The organism is Xanthomonas sp. NCPPB 3442, assembly GCF_056725145.1.
The window spans coordinates 4,695,996-4,713,839 of the sequence record NZ_CM161514.1; the positions used below are offsets into that span (position 1 = coordinate 4,695,996).

The window sequence follows — 17,844 nt, forward strand, 5'->3', positions numbered from 1 at the left end:
CATAGCTTACCGATAGCGGAGAACGAAGGTTGTCTCTTGGAGCACGCGTTCTCTTCTTCAGTGACGAAGATGGATAAAGCGCGCCTGGCGGCTTGTTAGAGACCGGCTTGGACCGGCTTGGACCGCCATGAACCCGGCACATTGCCGATGACAGCGCCAAGCAGACGCACAGTGCTCGCTGACCGATGTCGCATGCAGCCCTTTTTTTTTGCGCCGGACACAACTCTGGCCGGCGATGGAAGTGCAAAGAACTGCAGTTTCCGCCGACGCGCAAGCACAGCGGCCATAGACGCATCTTTTTGCGGGCATTCAGCGGCTCGTCGGCATCTCAAGTCGCTGTTGTCGACCGATAGGTTAGCCTGGCCCGGTTACCCCGGCTTTGTGATACCAGTTACCTATTTTGCACTTTCGTTCGTTCCGGCACATTGCTGACAAATGGTTTTCAGAACGTCACAATGATTGGACAGTGATCTGATATGTCGTCGAGCGGGTTGATGCTTTTAGAAAAGTTGGCCACTGCGGGAGCAATATTAAGCACTTCAACATTGGTCGCAACATTGCTTCCGGAGATTGCATAATCGTACGTCTTGGAAACTCCAATCTTAGCGTTATGCGTGTCTCCATTAAAAGCAACATTGAAATAATTAAGATCGGAACCACTCTCTTGCATGGCGAGGATGAGACCTGCGGGCTCACAATTCAGATCTCCCATTAACACAAACGAGCCGTTGTGCAGCTGATGCAGTGCCTCGGCTACCCACCCAACTAAAAAGGCCGCCTTCCCGCTAGCATTGGCATGGTAAACATACAAACTTATCCCGTTCAAAGCCCCCAGACACGCAACATGACGCTTGCTTTGCTTCGTGAATTCACCTCCGCCTTTTTTCCAAGGCGAAGTCCCGAAAACGTCCCTGAAGCTTGGAGGATTAAAGCGCATCAATACACTTTCATCGAGGTCATCATCGATAGCTGCATAGCCAAGCTGAGCCTTGGTCCCCTTTGCGGTCCGCTTAGCAGTGACTACTTGCTTGTTGATGGCCACACCTCCAAGCTCAAGGTCGCTTGTAACTTCACATAGGACAGCAAATTCTGCGTTGTGCAGATGGAAAGCCTCAGCGACAACTTGCTCCATTATTTTTTGCTTGCTGCCTGGCGTTCCAGTACCAAGCCGCTGGACATTCCAGAATAGGATCCTCATTGCAGGCACCCTGTCTTTAAAAAATTCGACTGATAGCAAAGCCACCGCCTTCTGCCACTGGTGTCAATCATCACAGTTCTCCAATCCGATTAGGCGTCACCAAATCCCGAAAATCTGGGAAAAAAAAGAATTCGACAAAATCGCATCGATCATTCGTTCCGTTTCACTACCGCGGCAAACCGAATCATCACTAGTTCCATCAGCGCATCGTCATGCTTGAAAATAATCCTGTAACGCTCCTGGACCGGGAGACGGGGTCAGATTCACTTCTAAACCGAACCTGATCCGATTTTTTATTAAAGTGTTCCTAACGCTGTTCCCGAGCACGCTCGCGCTTGTTGCCGATGGCTTGGATCGTCGAGGAAGTGGCGGCGATGAAGAATGCAGCTTCGCAGTTCTGCAGTTCTTCGTTTTTGCCTGCACCGGTCTAGCTCGGAATTCATATGCTCTGCGCTCCTTTTAGTTCTTATCGGGCATTACGGAAATCTTGGCCGCGCACCCGACAATTCCAAAAGTTCAGTTCTTCCTCGCCTCAATGACAGACTTGTAATAGATGTTTTCGCGCAGCTGGGTATAGGCCCGAATTTCTTCCCCGTCGTTTGTCCAGACCGTCCTGTTGATGTGGGGTGGCTTCATGTTGATGGTCCGCCCATTCGTGTAGTGTGCGTCTACGTAGGGTTCCTCCCCATTTTTCAAGCCCTTGTGCCGGCGAGCGTAGAGGAATTCCCCCAACCACGATTGAGTCGGGAGCAGCGTCCGCAGGCGTTCGGTAGCGATCTGCGGGCACCTGAATGTCTTAGCGTAGATGTTCTGTCGATAGTCCTCCGCACCGTCGAAGCAGTCCACCAGGAAATTCCACATATAGGCTCGCTGTGGCCCGCCTTGTGCGAGAAACGTCCGGGTGGAACGGTACTGGACTGACTTGGCGTAGTAAACGGCCGCCACCTCGCCGAATCGCTGGACCAGCAGAAGCCACTGTATCGCGTGCGTGAACTCGCCATGGGCGCGGGTGAAAAGGTCGCGAAACATGATCTTCGCCCCCACTACATCGTTGAAATCAGCAGGGCTAATCTGGCCATTGAGAATGACCACTTTCCTACTGAACCCGTAATAGGATGCATATTTTCCAAGCGCACAGGAGAAGGCGCCGAGACGGCGATAATTGACGCCATCGCGCTGTACCTCACGGAACTTTGCGTATTCCGTGCCCAGCTCAAAGGACAGGTCCTTGACCGCCGACGCAAGCGCTTCGTTGTCGGAAAGGAAACTGGCCATGCGCGCGAAGACGAGCATGTCCCTCATCCGCTGCGTCGCTTCGATCTGGACACCATCGACAACCTGGAAATTCTCATCCAGGAACAACACCATTTCCAATTCCGATGCATCACTGATCTTCATCGAAGTCCTCTCTTTGGATTCTGTCCGTGCGCGCCAGCGCCTGTCAGTGGAACAGGTACGAGAAGCCGTCTGGATTCGTGCTCATTCCTACGCCTCCGATGGATGCCTGGTGTGCAAGCCGCCCCAGGAATTCCCTCGACATCGCCGGCAACATCGAATTCGTCAAAATCGCATCGATCATCCGCCCACCCGATTCGCTTTCGGTGCACCGCGATACCACTAGCTCCACCACCGCATCGTCGTACTCGAACGGAATCCTGTATCGCTCCTCGATGCGCTTCTTGATGTGATTCAACTGCAGCCGCACGATCTGCCCGAGCATGTCGTTGCTCAGCGGGTAGTACGGAATCGCCACCAAGCGCCCGAGCAATGCCGGCGGAAACACCTTCAACAACGGCTCGCGGATGGCCTTGGCCATGGCTTCCGGGTCGGGTATCAGTTCCGGGTCCTTGCACAGGCTGGCGATCAGGTCGGTGCCGGCGTTGCTGGTGAGGATGATCAAGGTGTTGCGGAAGTCGATGCGGCGGCCTTCGCCGTCTTCCATCCAGCCCTTGTCGAAGACCTGGAAGAACAGTTCGTGCACGTCCGGGTGGGCTTTTTCCACTTCGTCCAGCAACACGACCGAGTACGGCTTGCGTCGCACCGCTTCGGTGAGCACGCCGCCTTCGCCGTAGCCCACATAGCCCGGCGGTGCACCCTTGAGCGAGGAGACGGTATGCGCTTCCTGGTACTCGCTCATGTTGATGGTGATCAGGTTTTGTTCGCCGCCGTACAAGGTTTCGGCCAGCGCGAGTGCGGTTTCGGTCTTGCCCACGCCGGAGGTGCCGGCCAGCAGGAACACGCCGATCGGTTTGTCCGGGTTGTCCAGACCGGCGCGGCTGGTCTGGATACGCTTGGCGATCATCTCCATGGCATGGTCCTGGCCGATCACGCGCTTGGCCAGCAGGTCGGGCAGGCGCAGCACGGTGTCGATCTCGTTGCGCGCCATGCGCCCGACCGGAATGCCGGTCCAGTCGGCGACCACGGCGGCCACCGCCTGGTAATCGACGGTGGGCAGGATCAGCGGCGATTCGCCCTGGAGTGCGGCCAGTTCGGCCTGCACCAGCTGCAGACGTGCCAGTAAGGTGTCGCGATCCACCTGCACCGATGCCTCGAGCACGGCGAGATCGCCAGACGCAAGCTGTTCGGCCTCCGCTTCCAGCGCACTGCCGGTGCCTTCCACCGGCGCATTGGCGCCTCGCAGTTGCGCGCGTAGCGACAAAAGCTCATCGACCAACGCCTTTTCGCCAACCCAGCGCTGTTCCAGCTCGCGCAGGCGGGTATGTTCGCTTTCCAGCAGGCTGGCGCAAGCTGCAGCACGCTCATCCACCACGATGCCAATCGCACGCTCGCGTTCGATGATGGCGTGCTCGGTCTCCAGCGATTCGATGCGGCGGCGACTGTCGTCCACTTCCGCAGGCGTAGCGTGCAGGCTCACCGCCACGCGCGCGCAGGCGGTGTCGAGGAGGCTCACCGATTTGTCCGGCAGCTGCCGCGCCGGGATGTAGCGGTGACTGAGCTTGACCGCCGCTTCCAGCGCTTCGTCCAGGATCTGCACGCGGTGGTGCTGTTCCATCATCGAAGCGACGCCGCGCATCATGCGCACTGCCTTGGCTTCGTCCGGCTCGTCCACCTGCACGGCCTGGAAGCGCCGCGTCAATGCCGGATCCTTTTCGATGTACTTCTTGTACTCGGCAAACGTGGTCGCCCCCACGGTGCGCAAGGTGCCACGCGCCAGTGCGGGCTTGAGCAGGTTGGCCGCATCGCCGGTACCGGCCGCGCCACCGGCGCCGACCAGGGTGTGGGTTTCGTCGACAAACAAAATGATCGGCTTGGGGCTGGCCTGCACTTCGTCGATGACTGCGCGCAGGCGTTGCTCGAATTCGCCCTTCATGCTGGCGCCGGCCTGCAGCAGGCCCACATCCAGCGTGCGCAGCTGCACGTCCTTCAACGCGGGCGGCACATCGCCGCGCGCGATGCGTTGTGCGAAGCCTTCCACCACCGCGGTCTTACCGACACCGGCCTCGCCAACCAGGATCGGGTTGTTCTGGCGGCGGCGCATCAGGATATCGACGACCTGGCGGATCTCGTCGTCGCGGCCGATGATCGGGTCCAGCTTGCCCTCGCGTGCTTGTGCGGTGAGGTCGGTGGTGAATTTCTTCAGTGCTTCCTGCTTTCCTAGTGCGGCCGGCGCGATGGCGCCGCTAGCCTCCCCAGGTGCAGCGGTCTGACCGAGTGAGAAACCATCGCTGGGCAGCAAACCATCTTCCGGGGAGCCGGCCACGATCCGCGCAAAGTCTTCGCTGAGTACCGCGGGCTTGAGCTTGTCGAACTCCTTGGAGATCGCCAGTAATGCATTACGCAAACCGCGCACGCTCAGAATGCCAACCACCAGATAGCCGGTGCGCACCTGCGCTTCACCAAAACTCAGTGAGGCATACACCCAACCGCGCTCCACCGCTTCTTCGACATTGGCCGACAGGTCGGTGACGGCAGTGGAACCGCGCGGCAAGGCGTCCAGGGCCGACGTGACATCACGCGCCAGCGTGGAGGGGTTGAGCTGAAAGTGTTTGATGATGCGGTGCAGGTCCGAGTCCTGCAGCTGCAGCAACTGATGCAGCCAATGCACCAGCTCCACATACGGGTTGCCGCGCAGCTTGCAGAACACGGTGGCGCTTTCGATGCCGCGGTAGGCCAGCGGATTGAGCTTGCCGAACAGGGCACTGCGGGAGATCTCGGCCATGGTGCGTCCTTCGAAGTCGGTACGTTACGTGTGAGCGAAAGGTAGAGCGGTGTGCGTCAGCCCGATGGGCGCAGCAGCACCTCGTCGGCGTCGGCAATGCTCCAGGCGCGACGGCCGAGCCAGGTATCCAGGCCCAGCCGGCTATTGCGCGCCAGGTGCGGCGTGGGGACCTCGTCGGCCTAGAGCAACAGCTGCAGTTCCCAGCCAAATTCGTCGCCCAGATAACTGCGCACCGCAGCGGTGAGTTGCCTGAGCGCCTGGCCGCCCGGAAGAAAGCGTTGAAACGCCAGGCGCGGCAGCGGCCCCAGGCAGATGCGCACGCGTTGCTGGGCGCCACGCACGTGTGCGCCCACCACGCTGTCCACGCCCAGCCGCGCGTTGCGCGGACCCAGACCAAGTTGCAGGTGCGCATCGGCCGGCAGGCGCATCCATTCGGTGATGAATTCCTGTACCTGCACCGGCCATTCGCACAACTGCTGCAGCAGGGCACGCAAACCTTCCGGCGTGCGCGTGGCGGTGCCAAGACGGCCGGCGTAGTAACGACGTGCATCGTCCGGCAACGCGTCGCGGTCGCGCAGATGCGGGCTGGCGATGCCGACCAGTGCATCCAGCCAGGCACGGAACTGGTCGCTCGCCGGGCGCTCGGCCTGCACGCTGGGCTGTGCCTGCGCCCAGGCGCGGTAGAACAGGCTCAGCATGCGGTGGTGGAACACATCGGCAAATGCGGCAAAGGTGCCATCCTTGGCTTGCTGCGCACGCTCGATGGCGTATTCGGTCAGGTGCAAGGGCAATGGTGCATTGGGACCGAACAGGCCTAAAAACAGACCGTACAGCGCGGCAGGCTGATCGTGCGTTGCCGGTGTGTAGCGGTCCAGCGCATGGGGTGCGAATGCCAGTGATGGCGCATGCCGCAGCCGCAGCACATCGTCGCTGGCGCGCGTGGATTCACCCAGGCGTGGCTGCAGCGGATGGCAGCGCTCGATCGCGCGCAAGGCCGCGAACGGGCTGAAATCCTGTGGCCGGGTCTGCAGCGCCTGGGCCAGCGCCGCAGCCGCCGCGCTCACAGGCGCGGGTGCGTGCCGGGCTGGGCTGGCCATCGGGCCACCTCGTTGCGTTCGGTGGTGCGCAGCACGGTCTCGGTGAAGGAATTCACCGAGACATAGCGCGCGAAGAAGTGCCGCAGCACCGAAGCCAGCAGGAAGGCGCCGGTGCCTTCGAAGGCGGCGTCCTCGCAGGTCAGCGTGATCTCCAGGCCGCGACCGAAGGTGATCGGGCCAGGCACCGGGATACGCCGCACGATCGGTGTGCCGCTCACCTGCTTGACGCCTTCGATCTGCCGCTGCGCGGATGCGTCGAACGGGTCGCAGTACAAGGTGAGGATCTCGCGTAGCGCAGCGGCGCCGTCGGGGCCGTCTTCGAAGAGCGAGAGATAATTGAGCTGCAATTGGCTGAGCAGGCGCCACGCAGTCTGCCCAGCCGACAACGCCGGGCGCGGCTTGGTCGGCCCGGCCACGCAGCGCACGCTCTGGACCGGCACGCCGCTGTCCATGGTGAAATCGGTGGTGCCCTTGCCTACCGGCATATGCAGCGGCAGATCGCGGTTGCTGCACCACAGTTGCAGCCCAAGCTGGCGCAGGCGCGTGCTGTGCGGCTGATCGTCGGCATCGACCAGGCTGACGAACACTTCGCTGCCTACATAACTCGACCGCGCGCCATCGCGGCGCTGGCGGACCGATAGCATGCGCGGTTCGCGGCGCATGCTGTAGAACGCGCCATGCCGTGCATGCCAGGTGCGTGCGTCGCCACCATAGAACGGCGCGAAGCGTTGCTCCGGCTCCTGACGATCGCCGAAGCCTTCCACTTCGCCCAAATGATGGATCTCGAAATCCATCGGCCGGGTGCGGTCGGCCAGCACGTGGTATTCGTGCAGCCCGGCGTGCAGATGGATGCGATCGGCACGCCGCGGGAACAGATTGATCGCCGGGGTGCAGAACAATTTGAAATGCTCGGCGCCCACTGCCGCAGCCAGGCTCGGCAGGCTGCGTTGCAGCAACACCACCACCTCGAAGCTGCTGCCGTGCAACCGCCGCAATGGCGCGCGCAGCCCGGTGAGTTCTGCGAACAGAAAGCGCTCCGGACAGGCGAAGTATTCCTGCAGCAGGCGGTAACCACTGAACGAACGGCCGTCGTACGGAATCAATGCATCGTCATCGGCAAAGCCGCGCATCTGCACGGTATCGGCGCCCAGCGTCATCTCCAGCATGCCACCGCTGGCATTACTGCCACGCACCACCACGGCGGTGGTATCGGCATGCAGTTGTTCGTAAAGGCGCTTGGGCAAGCCGTCGGCGCCGGCCAGAAACAGCGGCAGCCGATCCAGCGCCAGCGCGTGCGTCTGCGCACCACCCACCAGCTCAAAGCGCAGACGCACGCCGGCACGCACCACGCGCCCGGCCGGCAAGGCGATGCCGGCAGCCGCCAACGCGGCCGGCGATTCAAGATACTTGGCCTCGGCCAGCTGCAACGGCCACAAGCTCACTGCATGCGCGGTGCGAAATTCGCAGGCGGTGCGCTCGCCCGGGCCGACCAGGCTGCGCAGCGCACTTTGCCGCGGCACCACCACGCCTGCTGCCAGCCCGCTGTCTTTCAGATCCGGCTGCAACTGCACCACCGCCATCGACGGCAGCGGCGCCAGATAATGCGGGTAGACCATCTCCAGCAGGTGCTGGGTGAACACCGGGTACTGCGCGTCCAGCTTGAGTTGCACGCGCGCGGCCAGGAACGCGAAGCCTTCCAGCAACCGCTCGACATACGGGTCGGCACATTCGAACGCGTCCAGACCGAGCCGCCCGGCGATCTTGGGATACTCGCGCGCGAACTCGGCGCCCATGTCGCGCACGTGCTGCAATTCGCGGGTGTAGTACGGCAGCAGGCGCGGGTCCATGGCGTCAGCCGTGTCCTTCGACGACATCGAGCCGGCCGGTTTCCAGGTCCAGCGCGGTCTTCAGATACAGATTCAACGGCAGCGGTTGCGCCCACATCTCCGATTCGATGGTGAACAGCAGCGAACGCCGGTCCATGCGTGCGGCATCGGCATGCACACTGACGCGCAGCGTCTCGGGTATCAGCCGCGGTTCGAAGGCTAGAATCGCCTCGCGGATGCGCTGTTGCAGCGCTGCCCCATCGATGCCGGCCACTGCAACACCGGCCAGGTCCGGGATGCCGTAATTCAGCACCGAGCTGCGCACCTGCGGGTGCGCCTCCAGCGGGCGGCTGGTTTCCAGATTCACGGCATTGAGCAACCACGACAGATCGCGGATCACGCATTCGCGCAGGCGCGTGGCCGAGATCACGCGTTGCTCGCGGCTCTCTTCGCGCTGGCTGGGCGCGGCATCGGTGAGCCGGTCCAGTAGCGAAGGCTGCAAGCGTTCGGTGGTGGTGAGTTCGGCCATGGCGTGTCAGCCCGCGTCGAACTGCACGTCACGCACATCGAGCAGCGCAATCTCGTGCGACTCTGTGCTCCACATGCGCTGGCCCAGGCCGATTTCGCCTTGCGCACCATGCGTCCATTCGGTGCGGCGCGCCAGTTGCAGCTCGCCGGCATCCAGGTGCTCGCTGCCGGGGTAACGCACCGGCAGGTAGCCGAAGGCCTGGCCGCCGTTGCGCCATAGCACGCTCACCGGCGCCCACACGGTGTCGCGCAGATCCAGCGGCGCTTGCATGCGCAGCTGCTGGATGTGGCTGAGCGGTGCCCAGGCGTAGCCGCTGTCGAGCATGAGCTCGATGCAGGGTCCGAAACGGGTATCGGCATCTGCAAGCCATTGGAAGCGTTCGCCATCGAGCACGCCCGCACTGGTGGGTGCCCGTTCGAAGGCCTGCGCCCGCAACGCCGCAGCTTGTTCGCCATGGCCCTGCGCCGCCAGTTGCAGCGCCTGCAGATGCATTGCCAGCCACTCGGCCGGTTCGCCAATCACATGCGGTAGCCGCGTGCCGGCAAACACCTCGGCGCGCGTCTGTTCGCCCTGCAGCACTGCAAGGTACGTCTGCACCAAGGGCAGCGTGGCGGCATCCAGTTCAGCGCAGGCGCGCAGCTGGTCTGCGGCGCGCGACCACTGCCCGAGGACGGCCAGCAACTGAAACAGGAACACGCGCTGCGCTGCATCGGCCGGTTGCCGGCGCACCTGCTGGATCAGTTGCTGCAACGCCTGCGCCGGCTCGCCTTGGGCCAGCAGGGTCTGTGCGGTGGCATCCATCGCGCGGTTCCTTGTCGAAGAAGGTGGCGGTGCCGTGCGCGGCACCGCCCGTCATTGCATTGCCGCCATCGGAGGCAGCCAACGTCACAGCGCCAACATCCGCTGGGCGGCTGGGGCGGCGCAGCGCGCGCGTCTACACGCGTGCTGCGTGCCGCACTGCATCGCCCAAACGCTCCTGCGTGGCGAAGGCGTCGTGGTTGCCTGCGTTCGTGTTAGGCCTTGGCCACACCCTGGATGTCGTAGGTGAATTCCTTCGCGCCACCCTGGGCGGCACCCTTGTCGTCCTGCGGCTGGAAGCCGTACTTGAACTTGCCGAAGTGCAGCGTCACGTTTTCGGTCAGGCGGTCTTCGCCGCCGGAACCGCCGGTCGACAACGAGGTAATCAGCACGCCTTCGCTCAATTCCAGGGTGAGAAAGTCGCTCTGCTCGCCAGTGGCATTGGTGACGTACAGCCAGGCGTTTTCCACACGTGCCCCCGTGCATACCGCATCGAGCAATGCGTTGGAGCAACCATCCACGTACTTGGTGATGGAGATGTCCTGGATATGCGCCTTGCCACCACTGGCCGAGCCGCCACCGGTGTGCAGGTCGCCGGAATTGCTCGCGCCCCAAGACCAGGCCAGGATCGGAATTTCGCCCTTGTGCTTCTTGTGGTTGGACGCGCCTTCGATCTTGACCTTGCCGCTGCCGAACTTGATGTGCATGTCGAACGCCATGGAAACGCTCCTTCAATGAGAGTGACAACACGAGGTGGCGCGACGCGCATTCGCGTCGTGCCCGTGACGCGAATGCGTCGGATCAGGCCTTGGCGGCCGAGGGAAGGCGCGAGACCAACCGCAACGACACGGTCAGGCCCTCCAGCTGGTAATGCGGCTTGAGGAAGAACTTGGAGCTGTAATAGCCCGGCGCGCCTTCCACTTCTTCCACCACCACCTCGGCGGCAGCCAGCGGCTTGCGCGCTTTAGTTTCTTCGCTTGAGTTGGACGGGTCGCCGTCGATGTACTGGGTGACCCAACGCGTCAGCCAGCTCTGCATCTGTTCGCGATCGGAGAACGAACCGATCTTGTCGCGCACGATGCACTTGAGGTAATGCGCAAAGCGGCAGCACGCGAACATGTAGGGCAGGCGCGCGCCCAACGCTGCGTTGGCGGTGGCATCCGGGTCGTCGTATTCGTCGGGCTTGTTGAGCGACTGCGCGCTGATGAAGGCGGCCATGTCCGAGTTCTTGCGATGCACCAGCGGCATCAGACCCATCTTGTCCAATTCGGCAGAGCGGCGGTCGGTGATTGCCACTTCGGTCGGGCACTTCATGTCCACGCCACCGTCGTCGGTGGGAAAGGTGTGGGTGGGCAAGCCTTCCACTGCGCCGCCGGATTCGATACCGCGAATGCGCGAGCACCAGCCGTACTGCTTGAACGAGCGATTGATGTTCACTGCCATCGCATAGGCAGCGTTCTGCCAGGTGTACTTGGACGAGTCAGCGCCGGCAGTGTCTTCTTCGAAATCGAATTCATCCACCGGGCTGGTGGCCGCGCCGTAAGGCAGACGCGACAGCGTGCGCGGCATCGCCAGACCGATGTACTTGGAATCTTCCGATTCGCGCAGCGAGCGCCATGCGGCGTAATCGGGCGTGGAGAAAATCTTCGCCAGGTCGCGCGGGTTGGAGAGCTCGCTCCAGTTGTCCATGCCCATCAACTTGGGCGCGGCCGCGGCGATGAACGGTGCATGCGCGGCAGCGGCCACCTGCGCGATGCCGTTGAGCAGTTCCACATCCGGCGGGCTCTGGTCGAAATAGTAATCGCCGACCAGGCAGCCATACGGTTCGCCACCGAGCTGGCCGTATTCCTGCTCGTAGACCTTCTTGAAGATGGGGCTCTGGTCCCAGGCGGTGCCCTTGTAGCGCTTGAGCACCTTGCCCAGTTCCTTCTTGCTGATGTTCAGCACGCGGATCTTGAGCTGCTGGTCGGTCTCGGTGTTGTTGACCAGATAATGCAGGCCGCGCCAGGCGCCTTCGAGCTGCTGCAGATCGGCGTGATGCAGGATCTGGTTGAGCTGCTCGGTGAGGGCACGATCGATCTCGGCGATATAGGCCTTGATGGTCTGCGACACGTCTTCGCTGACCACATCGCTGCGGTTGAGCACCTGCTCGGCCAGCGTGCGCACGGCCGATTCCACTTCTTCCTTGGCGCGTTCGCTCTTGGGGCGGAACTCGCGATTGAGCAGCGCGGCAAAGTCGCCCTGTTCGGTTGTTTCGGTGCTACTGGTGGCCAGTGCGGCTTCGGTCGCGGACATGGCGTCAGGCTCCTTCCGGTTCGGAGGCAGGCTTGGCGGCCGACACCAGCGACTGCAGCAACGCCGGGTCGCGGATGGCGTTGGCAATCAGCTGCTCTGCACCGGCCTTGCCGTCCATGTAGGTGTCCAGGTTGGCCAGCTGCGTGCGCGCTTCCAGCAACTTCGCCAGCGGCGCAACCTTGCGCGCGATGGCGGCCGGCGAAAAATCGTCCATGCTTTCGAAGGTGATATCCACCGCCAGCTCGCCTTCGCCGGTGAGCGTGTTGGGCACCTTGAATTGCGCGCGCGGCCGCATCGACTGCAGGCGGCTGTCGAAGTTGTCGACGTCGATCTCCAGTGCCTTGCGCTCATCCAGCGAGGGCAGCTCACCGGCATTGGCGCCGGACAGATCGGACATCACCCCCATCACGAACGGAATCTGCACCTTCTTCTGCGCGCCGTAGACCTCCACGTCGTATTCGATCTGCACCCGTGGCGCCCGATTGCGGGCAATGAACTTCTGACTGCTGGCCATGCCTGATCTCCGATTGAGCCCGTTGCGCCAGCGTGCGGTGCACGTGCGCTGCCATGTGGCTTGGATGTCGCCGGCCCGGCGGAATGCCTGCAGCCTGCGTGCGACGCCGCTGCCGCGGGCTAGCCCGCAACCGCCGCGCACCACGCGGACCGAAGCGGCGGGCCGTGCGATGACGCTTCCTCAGCGCTGCGGCGAGGATAGAAATGCGCCCGTGGGCTCACCCGACAAATCGTCTCAATCGCCGCGATCGTGCGCAGGCAGGCACCGATGCGTGATCCAGCGCCGACTTTGTGAAAGAGGCGTGATGGGTTGGCGCTGCTTTTCTCGGTTGACCAGGGGACAGGCCCCGGGGAGTGGGCCGCAGGCAGCATCCGCATGAGCAGCACCGGTTACTACAGCGCCATCGTTCCGCACGTATCCACGGCCGGGGAGGCACACACGCCGCTGATGATCGACCTGCTGGCGTATATCGAGCAGCACATCGGCGAGGCGGAGTTGGGCACCGAGTCGTTGCAGCACGCGTTCGCGTTATCGCGCGCATCGCTGTACCGCCTGTTCCAGTCGCGCGGCGGCGTGGCCAGCTATATCCGCGAGCAGCGGCTAAGCACCGCGCACCGCTACCTGCAGGCCTATCCGGACTGCAGCCTGACCTGGTTGCTCTACGAAATGGGCTTTGCGTCCGAGCGTCAGTTTCAGCGCGCGTTTCAGCAGCGCTTCGGCATGCCGCCCATGCAGTGGCGTCGCCAGTGCCGCGCTGCGCCGCATCTTCCTTCGCCACGGCGTGGTCACTACGTGCCGATGTGGCGCTTCATGCGCGAACTGAGCCAGCACGTACAACCCGAGTACGCATCCATGCGTAGCGGCGCGGCCACACCCACGCACGGCTCTCCGCTGGTGCATACCGAAGCACTGCGCCGGCTCGCCCGACCGGTCCGGCGCTTTGCGGCACAACTGGAGCCGATGGAGAGCGAAGTACCTTGAGTTGCGTAGGAGCGCGCCTGGGCACGAGGTGCATGACCTGGGCGCCACATCGCGCCCAGGTACGCGCCCAGGTGAGGCAAGGCACTGGCATCGGCATCAGCGAATGACCAGTACCGGAATCGCACTGTGGGTCAGCACTTCCACCGTCTGGCTGCCGAGCAGCATGCGCTGCATCCCGCGGCGGCCGTGCGAGGTCATGATGATCAGATCGCTGTTGCAGTCCTTGGCGGTCTGCACGATGCCCTCGGCCGCGAAACGATCCAGCACATGCCGCGGCGTGGCCTTGATGTTGGCAGCGGCGGCCAACTCCAGCGCCGGGCGCAGGATCTTTTCGGCGGCCGCTTCGCGCTCTTTGCGGTATTCGGGGCTGGCCTCGTAGCCCACGCTCCAGCCCATTGCGTCGTACATGCCCATCGCCCACGGCTCGGACACGGTGACGATATCCACTTTCGCACCGGTCGCCTTGGCCAGCTCCAGGCCTTGAAACAGGCCGCGATGCGACAGCTCGGACGCATCAATGGCGATCAGGATTCGTTTGTACATGATGACCTCCCGGATGGACCGGCAGCGGCGCCGGCGATTTGAGATTGACAGCACTCAACAACGCAGACCTTGATACAAATCAATCTTGCACGTCACGGACTGTAGCGCTTCAAGCCGCTCATCTGGCTGACGAGCAACCATCACCTCGGCGCCAGTAACGCGCTCAAAACTGCCCTGTTTGCGTATGAGCTGCATTGCGCAGCGGCCACGTCCGCCTGACAGCTTCGGTCGCGGCGCTTCTTGGTTGCCTTCAGTCGGTGGGCGCTTCATCGGCAGCACCCCGGGGTACGCGCACGCGCGCCGGATTGCCCACGGAGGTCGCGCCGGCCGGCACATCGCGCGTGACCACCGCACCGGCACCGATCACTGCGTCGTCGCCGATGCTGACGCCCGGCAGGATGATCGCCCCGCCACCGATCCACACATTGCGCCCGACGCGAATCGGCCGTCCGAACTCCAGCCCGCTGGCGCGTCCGGCCGCATCGCGCGGATGATCGGCAGCGTAGAACTGCACGGCGGGCCCCACCTGCGTGCCTTCGCCGATATGCACCTGACAGATATCCAGAATCACGCAATTGAAATTGAGGAACACGCCCGCGCCCAGATGGATGTTGTAGCCGTAATCGCAATGAAATGGCGGCCGGATCACCGCACCGGCACCCACCTCGGCGAGCCGCTCGACCAGCAATGCATGCCGCTGTGTGGATGGCTGCGCGCCAGTGGCGTTGTAGCGCTCCATCCACGCCGCCGCCGCCGCTTGATCGGCCTGCAGTTGCGCATCGGTGGCGTTGTAGAGCTCGCCTGCCAGCATCTTCTGTTTTTCGGTTTGCATGCCGCCGGGTACCTGTGCAATGAACTGCTGACAGGGTGGCATGGATGCAGCGCGCTACGCATCGAGCGATGCACCAATAGCCCCGATTGCCGGCTCAAAGTGGCTTACAGAACCTCACGATCTGCCTATTCGCCAAAGCGATTGGCGCGCTCACCACCGGAAACCGCCAATGGGAGTTCGAGCACCGGCCTCACCCGCGAGGTGACTGTGTCGCCATTCCACCGCTTGTCGCATCCGTTGCAATGCCGCGGCGCCAGCATCGATACTCCAGGCCGTGCCCTTCCGGTGCGACCACGTTCAAGGATGACGTCATGACACGATTTGTAGCAGCCTGCGTTGCGTTCTTGCTGTGGGCATGCCTCAGCACACCTGCACACGCAACCACCTCACTTTCTTTTGAAGAGAGTGGCTACTCCATCCTGTTCGAAATCGGGCACGACACCCGACCAGTGATCGCCAGTCTTCGTTTCAATGCACCTGGCGACAGCGCGGGCATCTGGTTGCAAGGCAATTTCCAGGTCACGACGTTCGATACCAAACGCAGAATCCTGCGCCTGATTTACACAGGCGACGACACGCGCGTGCCGCCCTTTACCCTGGTCGTGCTCGCCAACAGGTCGACACTGGCCGTGAACGGCAAGCAGATCAACTCAAGCTTCAGCTGGGAAATGTAGGCGCGCAACAGCGCAGCGGAGGCGACGCTTCATCCATCGATCATCTGTCACGGATGGTCATGCGATCTCGCTCGACGTATGAGGTGCAGCAGCGGTCGGCTCTGCTTGCTGCACGCACAATGCAACGGCACGACGCCCTCGCCTGCTGAACAACGCGCAATCGCTGACGAGTGCCGAGCCGCCTACACCACAGTCAGATTGGCGTAGGCCATCACCAGCCACTTGGCGCCGACCTCGTCGAACTGCACCTGCACGCGCGCATGCGCGCCAGCGCCTTCGTAATCGACCACCACGCCGCCGCCGAACTTGGGGTGTTCGACGTTGGCGCCGAGCTTGATCGGCGCGGTCTCCACGATGCCATGCATCGGGCCGCCGCGCGCCGCGCCCAGCGATGCGGTGCGCGAAACCTGCACCTTGGGGCGTACTTCGTTGAGCAGGTCGCGCGGAATCTCGCGCAAGAAGCGCGAGGGTACGTTGTAGTTGTCCTGGCCGTGGATGCGGCGCGATTCGGCATAGCACAGCACCAGCTTCTGCCGCGCGCGGGTGATGCCCACGTACGCCAGGCGACGCTCCTCTTCCAGCCGGCCGCTCTCTTCCAACGAGCGCGCGCTGGGGAACAGGCCGTCTTCCAGACCGACCAGGAACACGATGGGGAATTCCAGGCCCTTGGCCGAATGCAATGTCATCAGCTGCACGCCTTCCTCGCCAGCCTGGGCCTGGCCTTCGCCGGCCTCCAGCGAGGCATAGGCCAGGAAGGCGACCAGCTCGGTCATGCCCTGGCTGTCTTCGTCGTCGGGGCGGGTGAAGCGCGAGGCGACCGACACCAGTTCGTCCAGGTTCTCGGTACGCGATTCCGAATCCAGCCCGCCACGGCTTTCCTTGGCCCAATGCTCGCGCAGGCCCGAGCGCATCAGCACATGGTCGATGCGTTCGGCCAGTTCCATCTGCCCGGTTTCGGCATGCAGCTGGCCGATCAGGCTGAGGAAGCTGGCCAGGGCATTGCGTGCGCGTGCGGCCAGCGTGTTCTGCTGCGTGCACAACATGGCCGCTTCCCATAACGACAACGCACTGGCACGCGCCAGCCGGCGCACCTCATCCAGCGTCCGGTCGCCAATGCCCCGTGTGGGCGTGTTGACCGCGCGTTCGAAGGCCGCGTCGTCGCTGCGGTTGGTGAGCAGGCGCAAATAAGCCAACGCGTCCTTGATTTCGGCACGTTCGAAGAAGCGCATGCCGCCATACACGCGGTACGGCAACTGCTCGGAAATCAGCGCTTCTTCCAGCGCGCGCGATTGCGCATTGCTGCGGTAGAGCACCGCCACTTCGCCATAACTGCCGCCGTCGCGCACCCACTGCCGTGCACGCTCGACCACATAACGCGCCTCGTCCACTTCGTTGTAGGCCGCATACAGATCGATCGGGTCGCCATCGCCGGAATCGGTCCACAGCTGCTTGCCGATGCGGTCCGGATTGTGCGCGATCACCGCATTGGCCGCGCCCAGGATATTGGCGCTGGAGCGGTAGTTCTGCTCCAGCCGCACGGTCTGCGCGCCGGGGAAATCTTTGAGAAAACGCTGGACGTTCTCGACCTTGGCGCCGCGCCAGCCGTAGATGGCTTGGTCGTCGTCACCCACCACGAATACATTGCCCGATTCGCCGGCCAGCACGCGCACGAAGGCGTACTGGATGGCGTTGGTGTCCTGGAACTCGTCGACCAGAATCTCGCGGAAGCGCGCACGGTAATGCGCCAGCAAGGCCGGGGTGTCGCGCAGCAACTCGTGCGCGCGCAGCAGCAACTCGGCGAAATCCAGCAGCCCGGAGCGGTCGCAGCGTTCCTGATAAGCCGCATACACCTGCCGGCGCACCTCGGTCCAATCGTCGTTGGGCTCGGGCTGGATATGCTGCGGACGGCGGCCCTCATCCTTCTGCTCGTTGATCCACCAGCTCATCTGCTTGGGCGGATACTTGCTCTCGTCCAGCTCCAGCGCCTGCACCACGCGCTTGACCAACCGCAACTGGTCGTCGCTGTCCATGACCTGGAAGCCTTCCGGCAACCGCGCGTCCTGCCAATGCAGACGCAACAGGCGATGGGCCAGCCCGTGAAATGTACCGATCCACATCCCGCGGCTGCCATTGCGCAGCTGCAGGTCGGTGCGGTGACGCATTTCGCCGGCCGCCTTGTTGGTGAAGGTCACCGCGAAGATGCCGTGGTTGGGCACGCCCTGGACTTCGTTGAGCCAGGCGATGCGATGGATCAGCACGCGCGTCTTGCCGGAGCCGGCGCCGGCCAGCACGAGGTAATGCCCCGGCGGCGCAGAAACGGCCTCGCGCTGGGCGGGGTTTAAATGATCGAGCAAATGAGAGACATCCACCGGCGCAT

14 protein-coding genes and 2 pseudogenes are annotated in these 17,844 nt (G+C 63.0%); 2 read left to right on the forward strand and 14 right to left on the reverse strand.

Going from position 1 to position 17,844, the window contains the following annotated elements:
- Positions 1-442: 442 nt before the first annotated feature.
- The 11 genes and pseudogenes from AC1POX_RS20380 to tssB form a co-directional block, all read right to left on the reverse strand.
- Positions 443-1,243 carry an endonuclease/exonuclease/phosphatase family protein gene (locus AC1POX_RS20380; RefSeq protein WP_134813302.1) on the reverse strand — a complete coding sequence of 267 codons (801 nt, stop codon included), beginning with the start codon at positions 1,241-1,243 and terminating at the stop codon, positions 443-445.
- A gap of 265 nt (positions 1,244-1,508) precedes the next feature.
- Positions 1,509-1,625 (reverse strand): annotated as a pseudogene (locus AC1POX_RS20385) (IS5/IS1182 family transposase); the annotation flags it as partial.
- 89 nt (positions 1,626-1,714) lie between these two features.
- The gene (locus AC1POX_RS20390) at positions 1,715-2,596 is read right to left on the reverse strand and encodes a LirA/MavJ family T4SS effector (protein WP_029820715.1); all 882 of its coding nucleotides are present in this window, start codon (positions 2,594-2,596) and stop codon (positions 1,715-1,717) included.
- Between the two features lie 43 nt (positions 2,597-2,639).
- Entirely contained in the window at positions 2,640-5,378 is a 2,739-nt protein-coding gene (tssH, locus tag AC1POX_RS20395) for a type VI secretion system ATPase TssH (RefSeq protein WP_372356541.1), read from the reverse strand.
- Positions 5,379-5,434: 56 nt separating this feature from the next.
- A pseudogene (gene tssG / locus AC1POX_RS20400) lies at positions 5,435-6,475 on the reverse strand (type VI secretion system baseplate subunit TssG).
- Entirely contained in the window at positions 6,439-8,322 is a 1,884-nt protein-coding gene (gene tssF, locus AC1POX_RS20405) for a type VI secretion system baseplate subunit TssF (protein WP_372356542.1), read from the reverse strand. Before tssF ends, tssG begins: the two are co-directional and overlap by 37 nt.
- Before the next feature lie 4 nt (positions 8,323-8,326).
- Positions 8,327-8,830, reverse strand: coding sequence for a type VI secretion system baseplate subunit TssE (tssE, locus tag AC1POX_RS20410; RefSeq protein WP_277574440.1), 504 nt, complete (start codon positions 8,828-8,830; stop codon positions 8,327-8,329).
- A 6-nt stretch (positions 8,831-8,836) separates the two neighbouring features.
- Entirely contained in the window at positions 8,837-9,631 is a 795-nt protein-coding gene (locus AC1POX_RS20415; RefSeq protein WP_109290448.1) for a type VI secretion system accessory protein TagJ, read from the reverse strand.
- 212 nt (positions 9,632-9,843) lie between these two features.
- A complete protein-coding gene (locus AC1POX_RS20420; protein WP_008572542.1) occupies positions 9,844-10,347 on the reverse strand; it encodes an Hcp family type VI secretion system effector in 504 nt (167 codons plus the stop codon).
- Positions 10,348-10,429: 82 nt separating this feature from the next.
- Complete coding sequence (gene tssC, locus AC1POX_RS20425) at positions 10,430-11,923, reverse strand: type VI secretion system contractile sheath large subunit (RefSeq protein WP_057680777.1); 1,494 nt, start codon at positions 11,921-11,923, stop codon at positions 10,430-10,432.
- Between the two features lie 4 nt (positions 11,924-11,927).
- Entirely contained in the window at positions 11,928-12,437 is a 510-nt protein-coding gene (tssB, locus tag AC1POX_RS20430; protein WP_008572540.1) for a type VI secretion system contractile sheath small subunit, read from the reverse strand.
- Between the two features lie 309 nt (positions 12,438-12,746).
- Here tssB and tagK point away from each other — a divergent pair, with 309 nt between their 5' ends.
- Positions 12,747-13,418, forward strand: coding sequence for a transcriptional regulator TagK (tagK, locus tag AC1POX_RS20435; RefSeq protein WP_372356543.1), 672 nt, complete (start codon positions 12,747-12,749; stop codon positions 13,416-13,418).
- A gap of 96 nt (positions 13,419-13,514) precedes the next feature.
- Here tagK and AC1POX_RS20440 read toward each other — a convergent pair whose 3' ends face one another.
- Together AC1POX_RS20440 and AC1POX_RS20445 are read right to left on the reverse strand one after the other, a co-directional pair.
- A complete protein-coding gene (locus AC1POX_RS20440; RefSeq protein ID WP_008572535.1) occupies positions 13,515-13,961 on the reverse strand; it encodes a universal stress protein in 447 nt (148 codons plus the stop codon).
- A gap of 250 nt (positions 13,962-14,211) precedes the next feature.
- Complete coding sequence (locus tag AC1POX_RS20445) at positions 14,212-14,793, reverse strand: sugar O-acetyltransferase (RefSeq protein ID WP_136733750.1); 582 nt, start codon at positions 14,791-14,793, stop codon at positions 14,212-14,214.
- Positions 14,794-15,242: 449 nt separating this feature from the next.
- Here AC1POX_RS20445 and AC1POX_RS20450 point away from each other — a divergent pair, with 449 nt between their 5' ends.
- Positions 15,243-15,467, forward strand: a complete 225-nt coding sequence (locus AC1POX_RS20450) for a hypothetical protein (protein WP_372357202.1) — start codon at positions 15,243-15,245, stop codon at positions 15,465-15,467.
- Positions 15,468-15,649: 182 nt separating this feature from the next.
- On the opposite strand, the gene uvrD is transcribed toward AC1POX_RS20450, so the two are convergent.
- A complete protein-coding gene (gene uvrD / locus AC1POX_RS20455; protein WP_372356544.1) occupies positions 15,650-17,836 on the reverse strand; it encodes a DNA helicase II in 2,187 nt (728 codons plus the stop codon).
- Positions 17,837-17,844 lie beyond the last annotated feature (8 nt).